Genomic DNA, 16,334 nt, shown 5'->3' on the forward strand with positions numbered 1-16,334 from the left:
CCGCTTCCGCTCCGGCCCCGGAGGGCCACGCCATGCTCCGAGCTCCGATCGCCCCGACCGTCCACGACGCGCCGCCGCCGGTGCCGGTGGAGGAGTTCGCGGCCCGTCGCGCCCGCACCCGCGAGGCGATCGCCGCCGCCGGCCTCGACGGCCTGCTGGCGTGGGGCAGCGTCAACTGGTCGTGGGCGGCCCGCTGGCTGGCCGACCACCAGTCGGGCTTCGCCGCGGCGGCGCCGTTCGGCGACAAGGGCTTCTCGGCCCTCGTGCTGCCGGTCGACGGCGAGCCGATCCTGGTCCTCGACCAGCGGGTGCCGCCGAGCGACCTGAACGTCGCCGACGCCCGCACGGTCGAGTCGGTGACCGCCGGCGTCGCCGCCGCCCTCCGCGACGCGGGCCTGGCCGGCAAGCGGGTCGGGATCGCCGGCGAGGGGGCGTTCCTCGACCGCCAGCGGCGCGCGATCGAGGCCGCGCTGGGCGCGGCCGATCCGGTGACCTGGGCCCCGGCCGACCGGATCGTCGAGCCGCTGCACCGGGTCAAGAGTCCGGCCGAGCTGGAGCTGCTGCGGCACGCGTCGCGGGTCGGCGCGGCCTGGATCGGGGCGATGGTCGAGGCCGCCGAGCCGGGCCGGACCGAGGCCGACCTGGTGGCGATCGGCCTGCCGGTGCTGCTGGCCGGGGGCGGCTTCCCCGACGACGTCGTGATCGGCTCCGGCCTGCCCTGCCGGCCGAACGCGCCGCGCGGGATCCCGTCGTTCGACGCCCGCCGGCCGCTCGCCGCCGGCGACCTGATCCGGGTCGACGGCTTCGGCCCGGTGCTCGGCTACTACTGCGACCTGGCGCGCTCGGCCTCCGTCGGCCAGCCGGCGACCGACGCCCAGGCGGAGGTGCTGCAGCAGGCGGTCGACCTGATCGACCACCTGATCGCGACCGTCCGGCCCGGCGTCACCCACGCGCAGGTCCACGACGCGGGCACCGCCTTCCTGACCGAGCGCGGGCACCCGCCCCACGGGTACTTCGAGGGCTTCGTGCCGATGTTCGGCCACCAGCTCGGCCTGACGACCGAGGGCCCGTTCGTCGCCGCCGGGTCGACCGCGCCGATCGAGGTCGGCCAGGTGCTGGCGCTGGAGATCGTGATGGGCACGCCCGAGAGCGGCGGGATCAGCCACGAGGAGGCGATCATCGTCCACGAGCACCACAACGAGGTGCTGACCGCGTCCTGCCCGGCGCGCTGGTGGTGAGCCGCGGAGCGCGGTCCCGGATCCGGTGATGTGGATCCAATCTTCGCGGATGTGTATCCTCGATCCGTGATCATCGACGCGTACAACACGACCCAGAACGTCCGCGGGCGATCGGACTTCCTGACCGGGGCGCGTCGCGGCGATCCGCCGCCGGAGCACGTGCCGTTCGACCCCCAGCGGATCCTGACCCGGATGGACGCGGCCGGGGTCGACATGGCGATGATCTGCTCGCTCGCCCAGCGGATCGAGAACCAGTTCATCGCCGACCTGGCCGCCGCCCACGCCGACCGCTTCTTCGGCTTCGGGCAGGTGAACCCGGCCGACGACGACGCCGAGGCGACCGTCCACTGGATCGCCGACCACGGCCTCCGCGGGCTCAAGCTGCACCCCTCGCTGCACGGCTACCACGTCGCCGACCACGGGCTGCTCGACCCGCTCTTCCGCGTCTGCGAGGAGCGCGGCCTGATGGTGCTGATCAACGCGCTCGACGACGCCTTCTGCGCGCCGCTGGCGATCGAGGAGGTCGCCAAGCACTTCCCCGGCGTGCCGACGATCATCGCCCACATGGGCGCGACCTGGAACGTGCCCGAGGCGATCATCGTCGCCGAGCGCAACGAGCACGTCTACCTGGACACCTCGTGCACGATCCTGGCCGACGTCCGCCGCGCCTACGGGCGGCTCGGGCCGCGCCAGATCGTGATGGGCACCGAGTGGCCCGGCCACGACTTCGACCTCGAGCGGATGAAGCTGGCGAAGGCGATCGAGGATCCGGCCGACCGCGCGCTGGTCGAGGGCGGCAACATGGCGCGGCTGCTCGGCCTGGAGGTCGGCGGCGCGGCGTGACCGCCGGTTCGCCCGCGGAGCCGGTGCGGCGCCGCACGGCGTCGGCGCCGGACGTGCTGGTGGTCGGCCTGGGGCCGGCCGGCCTGGTCGCCACCCGCGTGCTCGCCGCCGCGGGGCTCCGCGTCCACGCGCTCGAGGCCGGACCGGCCGATCCGCGGCGGGCGACCAGCCGCTCGGCGCTCGTCGCCCCGGCGCCGACGATCGCCGGCCGGCCCGACCGCCCGGCGCCCGGGCCGCCCGCGGGCCTGAACGCCGTCGGCGGGGCCAAGCAGCTGGCGGCGGCCCAGAGCTACCGGCTCGACCCGTGGACCCACGTCGCCCGCAGCGCCAGCCTCCGCCGCTACGGCCGCGACGCGCTGCCGGCCGGCTCGACGGTCGCCGACTGGCCGCTCGCCGCCGCCGAGCTGGCGCCCTTCCACGACCGGATCGAGGCGCTGCTCGAGGTCGACGGCGAGCGCGCCCCGGACGAGCGGGACGCTCCGCCGCTGGCGCCCCCGCGGGCCCGCGGCGACTGGACCGCGCGGATGGCCGACGCCGCCCGCGACCGCGGCTGGCGGCCGTTCGCCGCCCCCGCGACCCGCACGCCCGACGCCCGTGGCCTGCTCGATCCGGTCCGCGGCCGCGACCAGCTGACCGTCGAGACCGGCGCCGCGGCGACCGCGCTGCTGCTCGGGCCCGACGGCGACGTGGTCGGGGTCCGGGTCCGCCGCGGCAGCGTCGAGCGCGAGCACCGCGCCCGCACCGTCGTGCTCGCCGGCGGGGTGCCGGAGAACGTCCGCCTGCTGCTGCTCGCCGCCACCGCGGGCGGGCCGGGCGGCGCGGCGCTCGGCCGTCACTTCATGGCCCACAACCTGCTGGCGGTCCACGGCTGGTTCCCCGGCGAGGACCTGGGCCGCGACGCCGGCACCGCGGCCGAGGCGACGGCGGTCGCCGAGCTCGACGGAGACCGCTTCGACCACGCCGGGCTCGGGTTCCTCGGCGGGTCGATCGTGCAGGCGGCGATGAGCGGCCCGCGCGGGATGGCGTGGCGGACCGGGGTCGCCGCCTCGCTCGCCGATCCCGACGCGCCGCCGGAGCTGCGGGCCCGCGACGGGATCGACCGTCACGGCGCGAGCATCGGGACGGTCTGGGCCCAGCCCGAGCAGCTGCCGCGCGACGACCACCGGCTGGAGCTGGACGGCCGCCGCCGCGACCCGCTCGGGCGGCCGGTGCTGCTGATTCACCACGGGCTGGCCGACGACGACCGGCGGCGGGCGGCGTTCCTGATGGCGCGGATGGCCGAGTGGCTGCGGGCCGCCGGCGCCGCGCGCACCTGGGCGGCCCCACCGGCGCCGCAGCCGCTCGGCACCCACCTCTACGGCGGCACGCGGATGGGCGCCGACCCGGCGACGGCCGTCGTCGACGGGCACGGCGTCGCCCACGGCGCGCCGGGGCTGGTGGTGCTGGGGTCGTCGACCTTCCCGACCAGCGGCGGCCGCGGGCCGACGCAGACGATCGAGGCGCTGGCCTGGCGCGCGGCTCGGCGGCGGGCCGCGCTGCTGCGGGAGGGCTGAGCCGCGCCGCCCTCAGCGGGCGTCGTGGACGATCCGGCCGCCGACCAGCGTCGCCAGCACGGCGCCGTCGCGGCAGGCCTCGGGGCTGGCGGTCAGCGGGTCGACGTCGCAGGCGACCAGGTCGGCGACGGCGCCGGGCACCAGCCGGCCGCGGTCCTCGGCGCGGGCGATCGTCGCCGCGCCGGTGGTGAAGAGCGAGACCGCCTGCTCGGCGCTCAGCGCCTCGTCGGGGCCGATCGGGTCGTCGCGGCCGGCGACCGTCCGCCGCTGCATCTGCCAGAACGCCACCAGCGGGTCGATCGCGTCGCTGCCCGGCCCGTCGGAGCCGCCGCCGACCGTGACGCCGGCCTCCAGCCAGCTGCGCAGCGGGTGCGCGCGGCCGGTCCGCTCCTCGCCCCAGCGCCGGATCAGCCCGGGGCCGAACGAGTACTGCAGCAGCGACTGGGTGGCGACCAGCACGCCCAGCTCGCGGGTCCGGGCCATCTGGGCCGCGGTCGGCCACAGGTAGGCGTGGATCAGCGTGAACCCGAGGTCGCGGATCGGACGGACGGCGTCGGCGGCGGCGAAGGCGTCGAGGCAGAGCTCGATCGCCGCGGTCCCGACGCAGTGGACGCCGAGCCCCTGGCCGGTCTCGGCCGCCCGCAGCGCGTAGGCCCGCAGCGCCGCGGTCTCCGTGGTCTGGTTGCCGTGGTAGCCGTCGGTGCCGGGCCACGGCTCGTCGAGCAGCGCGGTGCCGAGCGAGCCGCCGCCGTCGAGGAAGAGCTTCCAGGGCCCGATCCGCAGCACGTCGCCGTCGCGGTCGTCGAGCGCCAGGCCGGCGTCGAGGAACGCGCGCTCGCGCTCGACCGGCGGCACCTCGCCGTCGCCGAGCGGCATCGCGGTCGTGCGGACCGTCAGCCGGCCGTCCTCGGCCGCGGCGCGGTAGGCCAGCAGCTCCTCGGGCAGCAGCGCCGGGTCGACGATGCTGGTGATCCCGGCCCGCAGGAAGCGCGGCTGGATCGCCGCCAGCCAGCGGGCGCGGTCGTCGGCGCCGGGCGTCGGCAGCAGCCGCTCGACCAGCTCGGCCGCCGGCCGCTCGACCAGGAACCCGGTCGGCTCGCCGGCGGCGTCGCGCTCGATCACGCCGCCGACCGGGTCGGACGCGTCGCGGTCGATCCCGGCCGCCCGCAGCGCCGCGCCGTTGACGAGCGCGTCGTGGGAGCGGCGGTCGAGGAACAGCGGCCGGCCGCCGCTGGCGGCGTCGAGCTCGTCGCGGGTCGGGAAGCGGCCCTCGGCCAGGTCCTCGGGATCGAGGCCGGCCGAGCCCGCCAGCCAGCCCGAGCCGGGGTGGGCGGCGGCGTGGGCGGCGATCCGGTCGAGCAGCTCGGGGACGCTGCGGGAGGAGGAGACGTCGACCCGGTCCGCCTCGCGGCCGCCCCACAGCATGTGCACGTGCGAGTCGATGAACCCGGGCAGGACCGTCCCCGGCAGCGCCAGCTCGCGGGTCCCCGCCGGGACCGCGGCGAGCGCCTCGTCGCGGGTCCCGACCGCGGCGATCCGCCCGTCGACGACGGCGACCGCGCGGGCGCGGGGGCGGGCGGGATCCATCGTGACGAGATCGCCGGTGACGACCAGAGCAGCAGCAGCCATGCGTCGAACGTATCCAATCTGAGCCAGATTGCATACCCATGACCGTCGACCGGAGGCGTCACGCTTGAAACCCCTCCCCGCACGCGGTACCTTGCTGCTTGCTTGGATCCATGAAGACGCAACGTGGATCCAATGAACCGGCCGCGTCACCCCGACCCGAACGATCCCATGTCCCTCACGCGCGTGCTCCCGAAATCCGAGCGTGCCCATGGCTGAAGCGCTCGCCTCGCCGGCCGCGGCCCCCGCCCCGGCTCCCGGTGCGCCCGCTCGGCGGCTGCGCGGCGCGCTCGGCGGCAGCGGCGCCCTCTGGCTGCTGATCCCGCCGATCACGCTGCTGATCCTGATGCTGGTGGTCCCGCTGGGCTTCCTGCTCTACGTCGCGATCGACGGCGGCGGCTTCGGCAAGGCGATCGACGACACGGTCTTCCGCGAGTCGATGCTGCGGACCGTGCTGCTGGCCTTCACGATCTCCGTCCTGACGCTCTTCTTCGGCACGATCTACGCGATCGCGCTGGCGGTGGCGCCGAAGTGGGTGGCGGTGATCCTGCTGATCTGCCTCTTCACCCTCTTCTGGACCTCGCTGCTGGTGCGGTCCTACGGCTGGATCCTGCTCTACCTGCCGAGCGGGCCGCTCTACGACCTGCTCCACGCGATCGGCCTGCGCGAGGCGCCGCTCGACGTCTTCCAGACGACGCTGGCGCCCTATCCGGCGATGGTCCACGTGATGCTGCCCTACGTGGTGCTGCCGGTCTTCGCCGCCGTCCGCCAGCTGGACCCGATGCACCTGCGGGCGGCGCGGGTGCTCGGCGCGAAGCCGTTCCGGGTCCTCTGGTCGGTGGTGCTGCCGCAGCTGCGCTCGGGGATCATGGCCGGCGCCGTGCTGGTGTTCGTGATGTCGCTCGGCTTCTACGTCACGCCGCAGCTGCTCGGCAGCCCGACGGCGCCGATGGTCTCGGGCCTGATCGGCGGGGCGTTCAACACCCCGGGGGAGGAGGGCCTCGCCGCGGCGATGAGCATCTTCCTGCTGGTGATCGTGCTGGTGATCTACGCGGTCGCCGACCGGGTGTTCAAGGTCAGCGAGCAGTGGGGGCGTGGCTGAGATGGGCGACGAGATCCGCATCGGCCTGGGCTACGCCCGGCGGCCGTTCGTCGTGCTGGGGATCGTCCTCGGCTTCTTCATGCTCGTGCCGCTGATCATCGTGGTCCCGACCTCGTGGACCTCCGACCAGCTGCTCGAGTTCCCGCCCAAGGGCTTCTCGCTCCAGTGGTACGAGCAGGCCTTCGCCGACGACACCTGGACCGGCCCGTTCTGGACCTCGGTCAAGATCAGCTTCCAGGCCAGCATCCTCGCCACGATCATGGGCACGGCGACCGCGCTCGGGATGCGGCGGCTGGCGGTCGGGCGCAGCACCAACGTGATGCGCAGCCTCTTCATCCTGCCGCTGGCGCTGCCCTACGTCTCCTACGCGCTCGGCGTCTACCAGCTGTTCCTGCGGATGCCGGAGCCGCTGGCCGACTCGACGCTGCCGCTGGCGATGTCGCAGGCGACGATCACCTTCCCGCTCGTCTACGTGGTGGTGGCCGGGGCGCTCTCGATGGTCGACCAGCGGCTGACCGCGGCCGCCGCGACGATGGGCGCGCGCTGGCCGACGATCCTCTGGAAGATCGAGTTGCCGCTGATCCGGGTCGCGATCCTCGGCGGCTGGATCTTCGCCTTCGCCACCTGCTTCGACGAGGCGACGCTGGCGATCTTCCTCTCGCCGGTCGAGGAGGTGACCCTCGCCCAGCAGATCTTCCGCGAGGCGTCCGAGTCGATCGCGCCCACCCTGTCGGCCGTGTCCACGATGATCACCCTGCTGGCGATCGCCGTCCTGGGCATCGGCTCGTTGATCATGCGTCGCATGGCGGCGCCGTCCCGAGGAGGTGGCGCCGCATGAGCGTCCGTCTGGAGCTGGAGGAGGTCCGGGTCAGCCTGGGCGGCAACGACATCCTGCACGACGTCTCGCTCGACGTCGCCCCGGGGGAGTTCGTGACGCTGCTGGGCCCCTCCGGGTCGGGCAAGACCACCACCCTCAACGTCGTCGCCGGCCTGGTGCCGACGGTCGACGGGCGGGTCCGCTTCGGCGGCGAGTCGGTCGAGAAGCGGCCCCCGCACGACCGCGACATCGGGCTGGTCTTCCAGTCCTACGCGCTCTTCCCGCACATGACGGTGGGGGAGAACGTCGCCTTCCCGCTGATGACCCGCAAGGTCGCCAAGGCCGAGCGGCGGGCGATCGTCGAGCGGATGCTGGAGCTGGTCCAGCTCGGCGGCACCGCCGACCGGCCGGTGCGGTCGCTCTCCGGCGGCCAGCAGCAGCGGATCGCGCTGGCGCGGGCGCTGGCCCCGTCGCCGAGCGTGCTGCTGCTCGACGAGCCGATGGCCGCGCTCGACAAGCAGCTGCGCGAGTCGATGCAGCTGGAGATCAAGCGGATCCAGGCCGAGGTCGGCGTCACCACCGTCGCCGTCACCCACGACCAGACCGAGGCGCTGACGATGTCGGACCGGGTCGCGATCATGCGCGACGGCCGGCTCGAGCAGCTCTCCGATCCCGAGACGCTCTACCGGCGGCCGGAGACGATCTTCGCCGCCCAGTTCCTCGGCGAGGCGAACCTGGTCGAGGTCCGCGACGGGCGGATGGTCGGCTTCGACGCCCCGGTCGAGGCACGGAGCGGGACCGCCGTGGTCCGTCCCGAGGACTTCGCGCTGGCCGAGAACGCCCCGGCCGGCGCCCCGACGCTGCGCGTGCGGGTGCTGACCGCCAGCTACCAGGGCACCCGCTACCGGCTGGACGTCGAGCACGAGACGCTCGGACGGCTGATCGCGACGCTGCCCTCGTGGGCCGACGCGGCGTCGCTGGCGCCCGGGGCGATGGTGACCCTCGGCCTGCGCACGGTCGACGCGATCCACGTGCTGGCCGAGGAGCGGCCGCCGTCGCCGGACGCCGCGGTACCGATGATCGCCAGCGCATGATCGAGACGGTGCTCGGGCCGATCGCGCCCGACGAGCTGGGGCCGACCTCGATGCACGAGCACCTGGTCAGCGACGCCCGGGTGCTCCACTCGCCCGCCCGCGACGAGACCCCGCCGGGCACGACGGTCTCGATCGAGACGCTCGGCTTCCTGCGCTGGAACCTGCTCGGGCTGGAGGACAACCTGGTCCTCGACGACCCCGACCTGGCCGTCCGCGAGCTCGGCCACGCCGCCGAGCTGGGCCAGCGGGCGGTCGTCGACCTGACCTCGTGGGGGCTCGGCGCGGATCCGCGGCGGCTGCCGGAGATCGCCCGCCGCAGCGGGATGCACGTGGTCGCCGGGGTCGGGATGTACCTGGACCGGCCGCACCCGTCGTGGGTCGCCGGGCTCGACGACGACGCCCTCGCCGCCCGCTTCGTGGCAGCGCTCGAGGACGAGCTGGAGGACGCCGGCTTCCGCGCCGGGATCGTCGGGATCGTCGGCACCAGCGAGCCGATCACGCCCTCGGAGTCGCGGGTCCTGCGGGCGACCGCGGCGGCGGCCGGCGCGACCGGCGCGCCGCTGACGATCCGGCTCGACCCGGCGGCCCGCCGCGGGCCCGAGGTGCTGGAGGCGGTCCTCGCCGCCGGCTGCCCGGCGCAGCAGGTGATCTTCGGCAACGTCGACGAGTTCCTCGACGCCGGCTACCTCGGCGAGCTGGCGGCCGCGGGCGCGACGCTCGAGTGGTGCTTCGGCAACGAGGCCTACTATCGCGACGGCTACAAGGACCCGACCGACGCCGAGCGGCTCGACCTCTTCGTCGCGATGCTCGCCGCCGACCCGGCGCTGGTCGACCGCTGCGTGATGGGCTGCTCGGTTTGGACCAAGACCCAGCTGCGGGCCTACGGCGGGATGGGCTACGACCACCTGCTGCGGCGGATCGTGCCCGAGCTGCGCCGGCGCGGCGTCGAGCAGGCCGCGATCGACCGGATGCTGGTCGTCAACCCGGCGCGGCTGCTGGATCGCTGACCGGCGGCAGCGGCGGGGCCGCGACCGGCGGCCCGGCCGGGGGTCGCGGCGCGTCGCCGCCGCGCCGCAGCAGCACCAGCCCGGCGAGCTGCACGAGCGCCGCCGCCCCGAAGACGGCGCCCTCGTCCCAGTGGGCCGCGATCACGCCGCCGAGCAGCGCCCCGAGCGCGATCCCGAGGTCGATGCAGCCGGCGAAGACGCCGATCCCCGCCGCGCGCTGGGCGGGATGGAGGCCGTCGGTGGCCAGCATCACCAGCGACGGGTAGAGCGGCGAGAACCCGAACCCGACCAGCGCCGCCCCGAGCGCCGCCACGCCCCAGGTCGACGCGAGCCCGAGCACGGCCAGGCCGAGCGCCAGCAGCACCAGCGAGGCGGTCGCGGTCCGGGTCGGGCCCATCCGGTCGGGCAGGCCGCCGAGCAGCACCCGGGCGGCGATCACGCTGGCGGCGAAGATCGTGTAGACGCTGGCCGCGCCGGTCACGCCGCCCTCGGGCAGCCCCTCGCCGCGCAGGTGCAGGACGAGGAAGGTCAGGATCACCGACTCGCCGGCGAAGGCGATCGCCGCGACCCCGGCGGGGCGGGCGACCGGCCGCAGCACGTCGCGCCAGGCGCCGGGCCGCGCCCCGTGGTCGGCCTCCGGCCGCGGCGGCTCGCGCAGCGGCACGACGCAGAGCAGCGCCGCGGCCGAGAGCAGCGCGCAGGCGGTCCAGACGGCCGAGAACCCGAGCTCGTGGCGGAGCGTCTCGCCGAGCGGCGGGCCGAGCGCGAGCCCGATCCAGATGCTGAGGCCGAAGATGCTGAGGACCCGCCCGCGCGCGTGCCGCAGCGCGGTGTCGACCAGCCAGGCCATCGTCCCGAGGTTGATCGCCGCGCCGCCGATCCCGTGCAGCACGCGCCCGGCGGCGCCGCCGACGGCCGAGGCCGCGACCAGCAGCACCCCCATCCCGACCACGCTGATCACGGCGCCGGCGATCGTCACCCGGCGGCGGCCCCAGCGGTCGGCCAGCACCCCGACCACGGGCCGCAGGACGACGGCGACGATCGGGCCGGCGCCGACCACCAGGCCGACGGTGGTGGCGCTGCCGCCCAGCTCCTCGCGCACGAACAGCGGCAGCACCGGGGTCGAGGCGCCGTTGGCCAGGCAGGAGAGCAGCGAGGCGGCGAAGACCGGCCAGAACGCCGCCCCGATCGTGGTGGCGGGCGTCAGCGCCGCGGGCGACCAGCGGCGGGACGGAGAAGGGGCCGATGCGCTCACCTGAAACGGATACAATCACAACGTGTCTGCATCCAACCACCGGAAGGGCCTCGATTCGCCCCCGGACGGACCGGGTGTGCGGGTCCCGATCTCCAAAGGTTGTATCCAAAGTGGTAGAGTTCGGATCCGATGAGCGCTCCGTCGCGACGACATAGGCCTCGTCAGGGCCACGGCCGCCGTGGGCGGCCCGTCGGCCCGGCGCGTGACGGCGGGAGCCCGCGGTGAGCGACGCCGTGCCTCCCGCGGAGCTGCCGCCGATCGACGTCGCGGCCGAGCGCCGCCGCACGCCCGGCGCGGCCCACGGGCACCACCTGAACGCCGCCGGCGCCGCGCTCGCCTCCGAGGCGGTGCTCGACACCGTCATCCGCCACCTGCGGCTGGAGGCGCGGATGGGCGGCTACGAGGCGGCCGCCGCGGTCCGCCCGCGGATCGAGGGCGTCTACGCGCAGGCGGCGGCGCTGCTCAACGCGCGCGCAGAGGACATCGCCCAGGTCGAGAGCGCCACCGTCGCCTGGCAGCGGGCGATCGACGCCCTCCACCTGGCCCCCGGCGACCGGGTGCTGGTCGGCCGGTCGAGCTACGTCAGCTCGGCCCTCAACCTGCTCGAGCTGGAGCGGGTGCGGGGGATCGAGATCGAGATCGTCCCCTCCGACGACGGCGGCCGGATCGACCTCGAGCGGCTCGAGGCCGCCCTCCGCCGGCCGGCGGCGCTGGTGACCGTCTCGCACGTGCCGACCTCGTCCGGGCTGGTCGAGCCGGTCGCCGAGGTCGGCCTGCTGGCCCGCGCGGCCGGCGTGCCCTACCTGCTGGACGCGACCCAGTCGGTCGGCCAGCTGCCGGTCGACGTCGAGCGGATCGCCTGCGACCTGCTCTTCACCACCGGGCGCAAGTTCCTCCGCGGGCCCCGCGGCACCGGGCTGCTGTACGTCGCCCCCGGCATCCGCGACCGGCTGCGGCCGCCGGCGCCCGACGTCCGCGGCGCGGTCTGGACGGCCGAGCGCGCCTTCGACCTCCACCCGACCGCCTGGCGGTTCGAGACCTGGGAGGCGTCGCACGCCCTGCGGCTGGGGATGGGCGTCGCGCTGGCCGAGGCGCTGGCGCTCGGCGTGCCCGCGGTCAGCGCCCACATCGAGCGGCTGGGCCGGCTGCTGCGCGAGCGGCTGGCCGAGATCCCGCGCGTGCGGGTGGTCGATCCGCCGGCCGCCGGGGGCGGGATCGTGACCTTCGTCCGCGACGGCGAGGATCCGCGCGTCACCCAGTCGCGCCTGCAGGAGCGGGGGCTGCGGGTGGTCGTGGTGCCGGCGTCGCACGGGCAGTGGGACCTGGGCCACCGCGGCGTCGAGGCGGTCGTGCGGGCGTCGTTCCACGTCTACAACGACGTCGACGACATCGACGCGCTGGAGGAGGCCCTGCGGGGCGGGGCGCCGGTCGCCGCCGGCCGCCGGGTCGTCGCGACGCCGGTCGGCCCCGACGGGATGGCTCAGCGGGCCGCCGCGCCCGACGACGAGAACGAGGCGCCGCGCCACGCCTGGGCGCTGCGGACGCCGCGCCACGCCGAGGTGGTGGTCGTCGGCGACGGGGTCCACGGGGCCGCGACCGCCCTCCAGCTGGCCCGCCGCGGGGTCGACGTCGTCAGCCTCGAGCGGTTCCGGCCCGGTCACCAGGAGGGCTCGTCGCACGGCCGCACGCGGATGATCCGCCGCGCCTACCCGGCGCCGGTCTGGGACGGCTTCGTCGACCGCGCCTACGCCGCCTGGAGCGCGCTGCAGGCCGACGCCGACGTGCCGCTGGTGAATGTCTTCGGGGGCCTCTACGCGCGGCCCTCGTCGCTCGGCGGCGCGCTCCGCGGCCCCGGCTGCGAGCCGGTCGACGTCGAGCAGGCGGCCGCCCGCTTCCCCGGCCTGCGGCTGGAGCCCGGCTTCGACGTGATCCACGATCCGGCCGCGGGCGTGATCGACGCCGCCGCGGCGATGCGGACCCTGCGCGGTGCGGGCGACCGCGCCGGGGTCGAGCGGCGCGAGGCCGCCCCGGTCCTCGACTGGGAGGCCGACGGCGAGGGCTTCGTGCTCCACACGCCGGCCGGGCGCGTGCTCGCCGACCGCGTCGTCTTCTGCGCCGGCCCCTGGACCGGCCGGCTGCTGCCCGAGTTCGCGGCGCTGCTGCGGGTGATCCGGATCGTGACGATCAACGTCGCCGCGACCGACCCGGCGCGGACCGCGCCGCCGCAGCTCGGCCTCTTCTCGGTCGACGTGCCCGACGTCGGGCTGCTGTTCGGCCTGCCGGCGTTCGACGGCGACGGCCTCAAGGTCGGCCTCGACGAGGGACCGGACGACGACCTCGACGCGCCCCGCCGGCCGGTGACGCCGGCCGAGGTCGAGCGGCTGCACGCGCTCGCCCGGCGGTTCGTCCCGGGGGCCGACGGCGGGGTCGTCGACGCGATCGCCTGCCGCTACACGATGGCCCCGCGCAACCGGTTCGCGATCGGGCCGGTGCCCGAGCGGCCGGGCGTCTTCGTCGGCGCCGCCTGCTCCGGCCACGCGTTCAAGTTCGGCCCGGCGGTCGGCGAGGCGCTGGCCGACCTCGTGACCGGCGTCCCCCGGCCCGACGTCGCCTTCCTCGACCCGTCGGCGATGCTCGCCGGCGAGGTCGTCGCCGCCGACTGAGAACGTCGCACGGCGGTCCGTCCCGGCCCGCCGTGTCACGGACGCCCCCGCCCGCGGCGGCGTTCGTGACACGGCCGCGGCAGCGGCCGGGGGTGAGTGACGTTCGCCCCTCCCCGGCCGCGCCGCCCCGCCACCGTCCTACAGCGGCGGCCGCCGCGCGCCCCAGCCGGTCGCGGTCTCGAGGCCGGCGGCCAGGTCGAGCAGCTCGCGGTCGCCGCGGTGGCGGCCGATCAGCTGCAGGCCGACCGGCAGGCCGTCGGCCGAGAAGCCGCCCGGCACCGACGCCGCCGGGTGGGCGGTGACCGTCACGCGGCAGGCCAGCCGCTGCCACAGGAAGTAGCGGTCGAAGGCCACGCCGGCAACCTCGCGCGGCCAGGTCTCGTCGGCGGGCAGCGCGATCAGCGGCGTCGTCGGCAGGGCGATCACGTCGTGGTCGGCCAGCACCCGCTCGGTGCGGCGGAACAGCTCGGTCCGCAGCCGCAGGCCGTGGACGATCCGCTCGGCGGACAGCGCCCGGCCCTCCTCGACGTTGCGGACCAGGTCGTCCGGCATCGTGTCGCGGTGGGCGGCCACGTCCTCGCCGCAGGAGTCGAGGAAGCCGAGCATCTCGACGATCTGCCAGCACTCGTCGGCCCCGTCCCAGAAGCCGTCGTCGAGCTCGCTGACGATCGCGCCGTGCGACTCCAGCGTCGCCCGCGCGGCGTCCAGCACCCGCAGCACCTCGCCGTCGACCGGCAGCCCGCCGCCCGTCCGCGACCAGGCGATCCGCAACCCCTCCAGCGAGCGCGGCGTCACGTCGGCCAGCGCGGCCGGATCCTCGGCCAGCGACAGCGGCGCGCGCGGGTCGGGGCCGGAGATCGCCGACAGCAGCAGGCCGGCGTCGGCGGCGTCGCGGGCGATCGGCCCCAGCACCCCGTGCGGCGCCCAGCCGTCGCCGCGGCGGCCGGTCGGCACCCGTCCCGGCGTCGGCCGCAGCCCGACCAGGTTGCCGAACGCCGCCGGGTAGCGGATGCTGCCGCCCGAGTCGGAGCCGTCGGCGAAGGGCAGCATCCCGGCGGCCACCGCCGCGCCCGCCCCGCCGGAGCTGCCGCCGGCGTTCTTGGTCAGGTCCCAGGGGTTGCGGGTGGGCCCGAAGAGCGGGTTGAAGGTGACCGTGCCGAGGCCGTAGGCGGGCGTGTTCGTCTTGCCGATGATCAGCGCCCCGGCGGCGCGCAGCTTCTCGGCCAGGACGCTGTCGTGGGCGGCCGGCGGGGCGTCGGCGAAGGCCCGCACGCCCTGGGTGGTCCGCAGGCCGGCGACGTCCATCAGGTCCTTGACCGCGATCGGCAGGCCGTGGATCGGCCCCAGCGCGTCGCCGCGGGCGACGGCCGCGTCGGCGTCGGCGGCCATCGCCAGCGCCTGCGCGCGGGGGACCCGGGTGGTGATGGCGTTGACCTGCCCGTCGATCGCGTCGATCCGGTCGAGGAAGGCGGTCATCACCTCGACCGCGGAGACGCGCCGCTCGCGGATCGCGGCGGCCAGGTCGCGCGCGCTCCACCAGTGCAGCGGCAGGTCGGACGGGCTCATCGGGACTCCTTCTCTCGGGTCGGACGGGGCGCGCGCTCGGCGATCAGCAGCTCGGCGATCCGCTCGCCCATCACCGTGGCGGGCATCGCGGTCGTGGCGCGCGGGACCTCGGGGATCAGCGCGCAGTCGGCCACCAGGCAGTGGCGGACGCCGTGGACGTGGCCGTCGGGGCCGACCACCGCGGCCGGATCGGTGGCCGGGCCCAGCCGGCAGCTGCCGACCGGGTGCCAGTAGCTGTCGACGTGGGCGCGCAGGTAGGCCCGCAGCTCGGCCGGGTCGGTCAGGCCGGCGGGGCCGGGCGCGACCTCGCGGCCCAGCACCCGGGCCAGCGCGGGCAGCGCGGCGATCTCGCGCAGCAGCGCCGCGCCCTCGACCAGGACCCGCAGGTCGTGGCCCTCGGGATCGCCGTAGAAGCCGTGGTCGACCAGCGGCAGCCGCTCGGGGTCGCGGCTGCGCAGCCGGACCGTCCCCCGCGATCGCGGCCGCAGGGCCCCGACGCCGGCGTGCCACGTGCGGCGGCCGTCGCCGGACAGGTGGGTCGGGCTGTAGGGCAGCAGGTGCAGGTCGAAGAGGTCGGGGTCGTGCGACGAGCGGGCCTTGGCCATCGTCTGCTCGTCCGGCGTCCAGGGCCCCGCGGCCGCCATCGCTCGGTCGATCTCCTCGCTGCCCTCCCACGAGAGCAGCAGGAACGGCTGGTCGTGGAGGTTGGCGCCGACGCCCGGCCGGTCCTCGACCAGCGGGATCTCCAGCTCGGCGAGCGCGGCGGCGGGACCGATCCCCGAGCGCAGCAGCACGGCCGGGCTGCCGAACGCGCCGCCGCAGAGCACCACCCGCTGGGCCCGCAGCTCGTGCGCGGCGCCCGCGTGGTCGACGACGACGCCGACCGCGACGCCACGCTCGACCAGCACCCGGTCGACGTTGGCGTCGCCGACGATCGTCAGCCGCGGGTCGTCGCGCAGCGGGTCGAGGTAGGCGAACGCGTTGTTGAACCGGACCCCGTCGGCGGTGACGTTGACCGACTCGGGCGCGAACCCGACCGTCTCGTCGAGGTCGTTGAGGTCGTTCAGCGGCGGCAATCCGACCGCCGCGCCGGCGTCGTGCCAGAGCGCCTGCCACGGGGTCAGCTCGTCGTGGCGGTAGGTCCGCACCGCCAGCCGCTCGCTGGCGCGGCGGAAGAGCGGCAGCAGGTCGTCGGCGCCCCAGCCCGGGTTGCCGGCGGCCGCCCAGCCGTCGTAGTCCGCGCGGTGGCCCCAGGTCTGGACGGCGCCGTTGTGGGTCGAGCAGCCGCCCAGCACCCGCGAGCGCTCGAACCGCAGCCGCTGGTCGGGGTAGGTGTCGCCGGAGTCGTAGCCCCAGTCGTGGGAGTGGCCCAGGCGGGCGGCGTCGAGCAGGTCGGCCGGCCAGCGCGGGTCGCCGTGCGGGCCCAGGTCGGGTCCGGCCTCGAGCACCACCACCTCGATCCCGGCCTCGACCAGCCGCGCCGCGACCGCGGCGCCCGCCGTCCCGCCGCCGACCACGACGACGTCGGTCTCGGCGGGCGGCGTGGGAGCGTGCGGGTCCGCCATCAGGG

Annotated in this window: 12 protein-coding genes; 8 read left to right on the forward strand and 4 right to left on the reverse strand. The window is 76.0% G+C overall.

Features of this window, described 5'->3' with window-relative positions:
- The first annotated feature begins 32 nt into the window (after positions 1-32).
- From SH587_RS02435 to SH587_RS02445, 3 genes are all read left to right on the forward strand, one after another.
- Entirely contained in the window at positions 33-1,238 is a 1,206-nt protein-coding gene (locus SH587_RS02435; protein WP_320668965.1) for a M24 family metallopeptidase, read from the forward strand.
- Between the two features lie 66 nt (positions 1,239-1,304).
- Positions 1,305-2,081: an amidohydrolase family protein gene (locus tag SH587_RS02440; protein WP_320668966.1), complete on the forward strand. Its 777-nt coding sequence runs from the start codon at positions 1,305-1,307 to the stop codon at positions 2,079-2,081.
- Positions 2,078-3,634, forward strand: a complete 1,557-nt coding sequence (locus SH587_RS02445) for a GMC oxidoreductase (protein ID WP_320668967.1) — start codon at positions 2,078-2,080, stop codon at positions 3,632-3,634. The genes SH587_RS02440 and SH587_RS02445 overlap by 4 nt, the downstream gene beginning before the upstream one ends.
- Positions 3,635-3,646: 12 nt before the next feature.
- On the opposite strand, the gene SH587_RS02450 is transcribed toward SH587_RS02445, so the two are convergent.
- Positions 3,647-5,263, reverse strand: coding sequence for an amidohydrolase (locus SH587_RS02450; protein WP_320668968.1), 1,617 nt, complete (start codon positions 5,261-5,263; stop codon positions 3,647-3,649).
- A gap of 208 nt (positions 5,264-5,471) precedes the next feature.
- On the opposite strand from SH587_RS02450, the gene SH587_RS02455 reads away from it, so the two are divergent.
- Genes SH587_RS02455 through SH587_RS02470 form a run of 4 tightly spaced genes read left to right on the forward strand, consistent with a single transcriptional unit; the run spans position 5,472 to position 9,280 of the window.
- The gene (locus SH587_RS02455; RefSeq protein WP_320668969.1) at positions 5,472-6,362 is read left to right on the forward strand and encodes an ABC transporter permease; all 891 of its coding nucleotides are present in this window, start codon (positions 5,472-5,474) and stop codon (positions 6,360-6,362) included.
- Between the two features lies 1 nt (position 6,363).
- Positions 6,364-7,200 (forward strand): ABC transporter permease, encoded by an 837-nt coding sequence (locus SH587_RS02460; protein ID WP_320669282.1) that lies wholly within the window; start codon positions 6,364-6,366, stop codon positions 7,198-7,200.
- The gene (locus SH587_RS02465; RefSeq protein ID WP_320668970.1) at positions 7,197-8,273 is read left to right on the forward strand and encodes an ABC transporter ATP-binding protein; all 1,077 of its coding nucleotides are present in this window, start codon (positions 7,197-7,199) and stop codon (positions 8,271-8,273) included. Before SH587_RS02460 ends, SH587_RS02465 begins: the two co-directional genes overlap by 4 nt.
- Positions 8,270-9,280, forward strand: coding sequence for a phosphotriesterase family protein (locus tag SH587_RS02470; protein WP_320668971.1), 1,011 nt, complete (start codon positions 8,270-8,272; stop codon positions 9,278-9,280). The genes SH587_RS02465 and SH587_RS02470 overlap by 4 nt, the downstream gene beginning before the upstream one ends.
- Here the strand turns inward: SH587_RS02470 and SH587_RS02475 are convergent.
- Positions 9,252-10,535: an MFS transporter gene (locus SH587_RS02475; protein WP_320668972.1), complete on the reverse strand. Its 1,284-nt coding sequence runs from the start codon at positions 10,533-10,535 to the stop codon at positions 9,252-9,254. The two genes, SH587_RS02470 and SH587_RS02475, sit on opposite strands and share 29 nt — an antisense overlap.
- 221 nt (positions 10,536-10,756) lie before the next feature.
- Here SH587_RS02475 and SH587_RS02480 point away from each other — a divergent pair, with 221 nt between their 5' ends.
- Positions 10,757-13,198: an aminotransferase class V-fold PLP-dependent enzyme gene (locus SH587_RS02480; protein WP_320668973.1), complete on the forward strand. Its 2,442-nt coding sequence runs from the start codon at positions 10,757-10,759 to the stop codon at positions 13,196-13,198.
- A gap of 138 nt (positions 13,199-13,336) precedes the next feature.
- Here SH587_RS02480 and SH587_RS02485 read toward each other — a convergent pair whose 3' ends face one another.
- Together SH587_RS02485 and SH587_RS02490 are read right to left on the reverse strand one after the other, a co-directional pair.
- On the reverse strand, positions 13,337-14,764 hold the full coding sequence (locus SH587_RS02485; RefSeq protein ID WP_320668974.1) for an amidase: 1,428 nt from the start codon (positions 14,762-14,764) through the stop codon (positions 13,337-13,339).
- The gene (locus SH587_RS02490) at positions 14,761-16,329 is read right to left on the reverse strand and encodes a GMC family oxidoreductase (RefSeq protein ID WP_320668975.1); all 1,569 of its coding nucleotides are present in this window, start codon (positions 16,327-16,329) and stop codon (positions 14,761-14,763) included. Before SH587_RS02490 ends, SH587_RS02485 begins: the two co-directional genes overlap by 4 nt.
- Between the last annotated feature and the right edge of the window lie 5 nt (positions 16,330-16,334).

The organism is Patulibacter defluvii (assembly GCF_034096925.1).
GTDB lineage: Bacteria > Actinomycetota > Thermoleophilia > Solirubrobacterales > Solirubrobacteraceae > Patulibacter > Patulibacter defluvii.

Bases quoted from the DNA above. Each gene is read 5' to 3' on its own strand.
- SH587_RS02460 (WP_320669282.1), top strand. From the start codon at position 6,364: ATGGGCGACGAGATCCGCATCGGCCTGGGCTACGCCCGGCGGCCGTTC.
- SH587_RS02455 (WP_320668969.1), top strand. From the start codon at position 5,472: ATGGCTGAAGCGCTCGCCTCGCCGGCCGCGGCCCCCGCCCCGGCTCCC.
- SH587_RS02465 (WP_320668970.1), top strand. From the start codon at position 7,197: ATGAGCGTCCGTCTGGAGCTGGAGGAGGTCCGGGTCAGCCTGGGCGGC.
- SH587_RS02490 (WP_320668975.1), bottom strand. From the start codon at position 16,329: ATGGCGGACCCGCACGCTCCCACGCCGCCCGCCGAGACCGACGTCGTC.
- SH587_RS02470 (WP_320668971.1), top strand. From the start codon at position 8,270: ATGATCGAGACGGTGCTCGGGCCGATCGCGCCCGACGAGCTGGGGCCG.
- SH587_RS02450 (WP_320668968.1), bottom strand. From the start codon at position 5,263: ATGGCTGCTGCTGCTCTGGTCGTCACCGGCGATCTCGTCACGATGGAT.
- SH587_RS02435 (WP_320668965.1), top strand. From the start codon at position 33: ATGCTCCGAGCTCCGATCGCCCCGACCGTCCACGACGCGCCGCCGCCG.
- SH587_RS02485 (WP_320668974.1), bottom strand. From the start codon at position 14,764: ATGAGCCCGTCCGACCTGCCGCTGCACTGGTGGAGCGCGCGCGACCTG.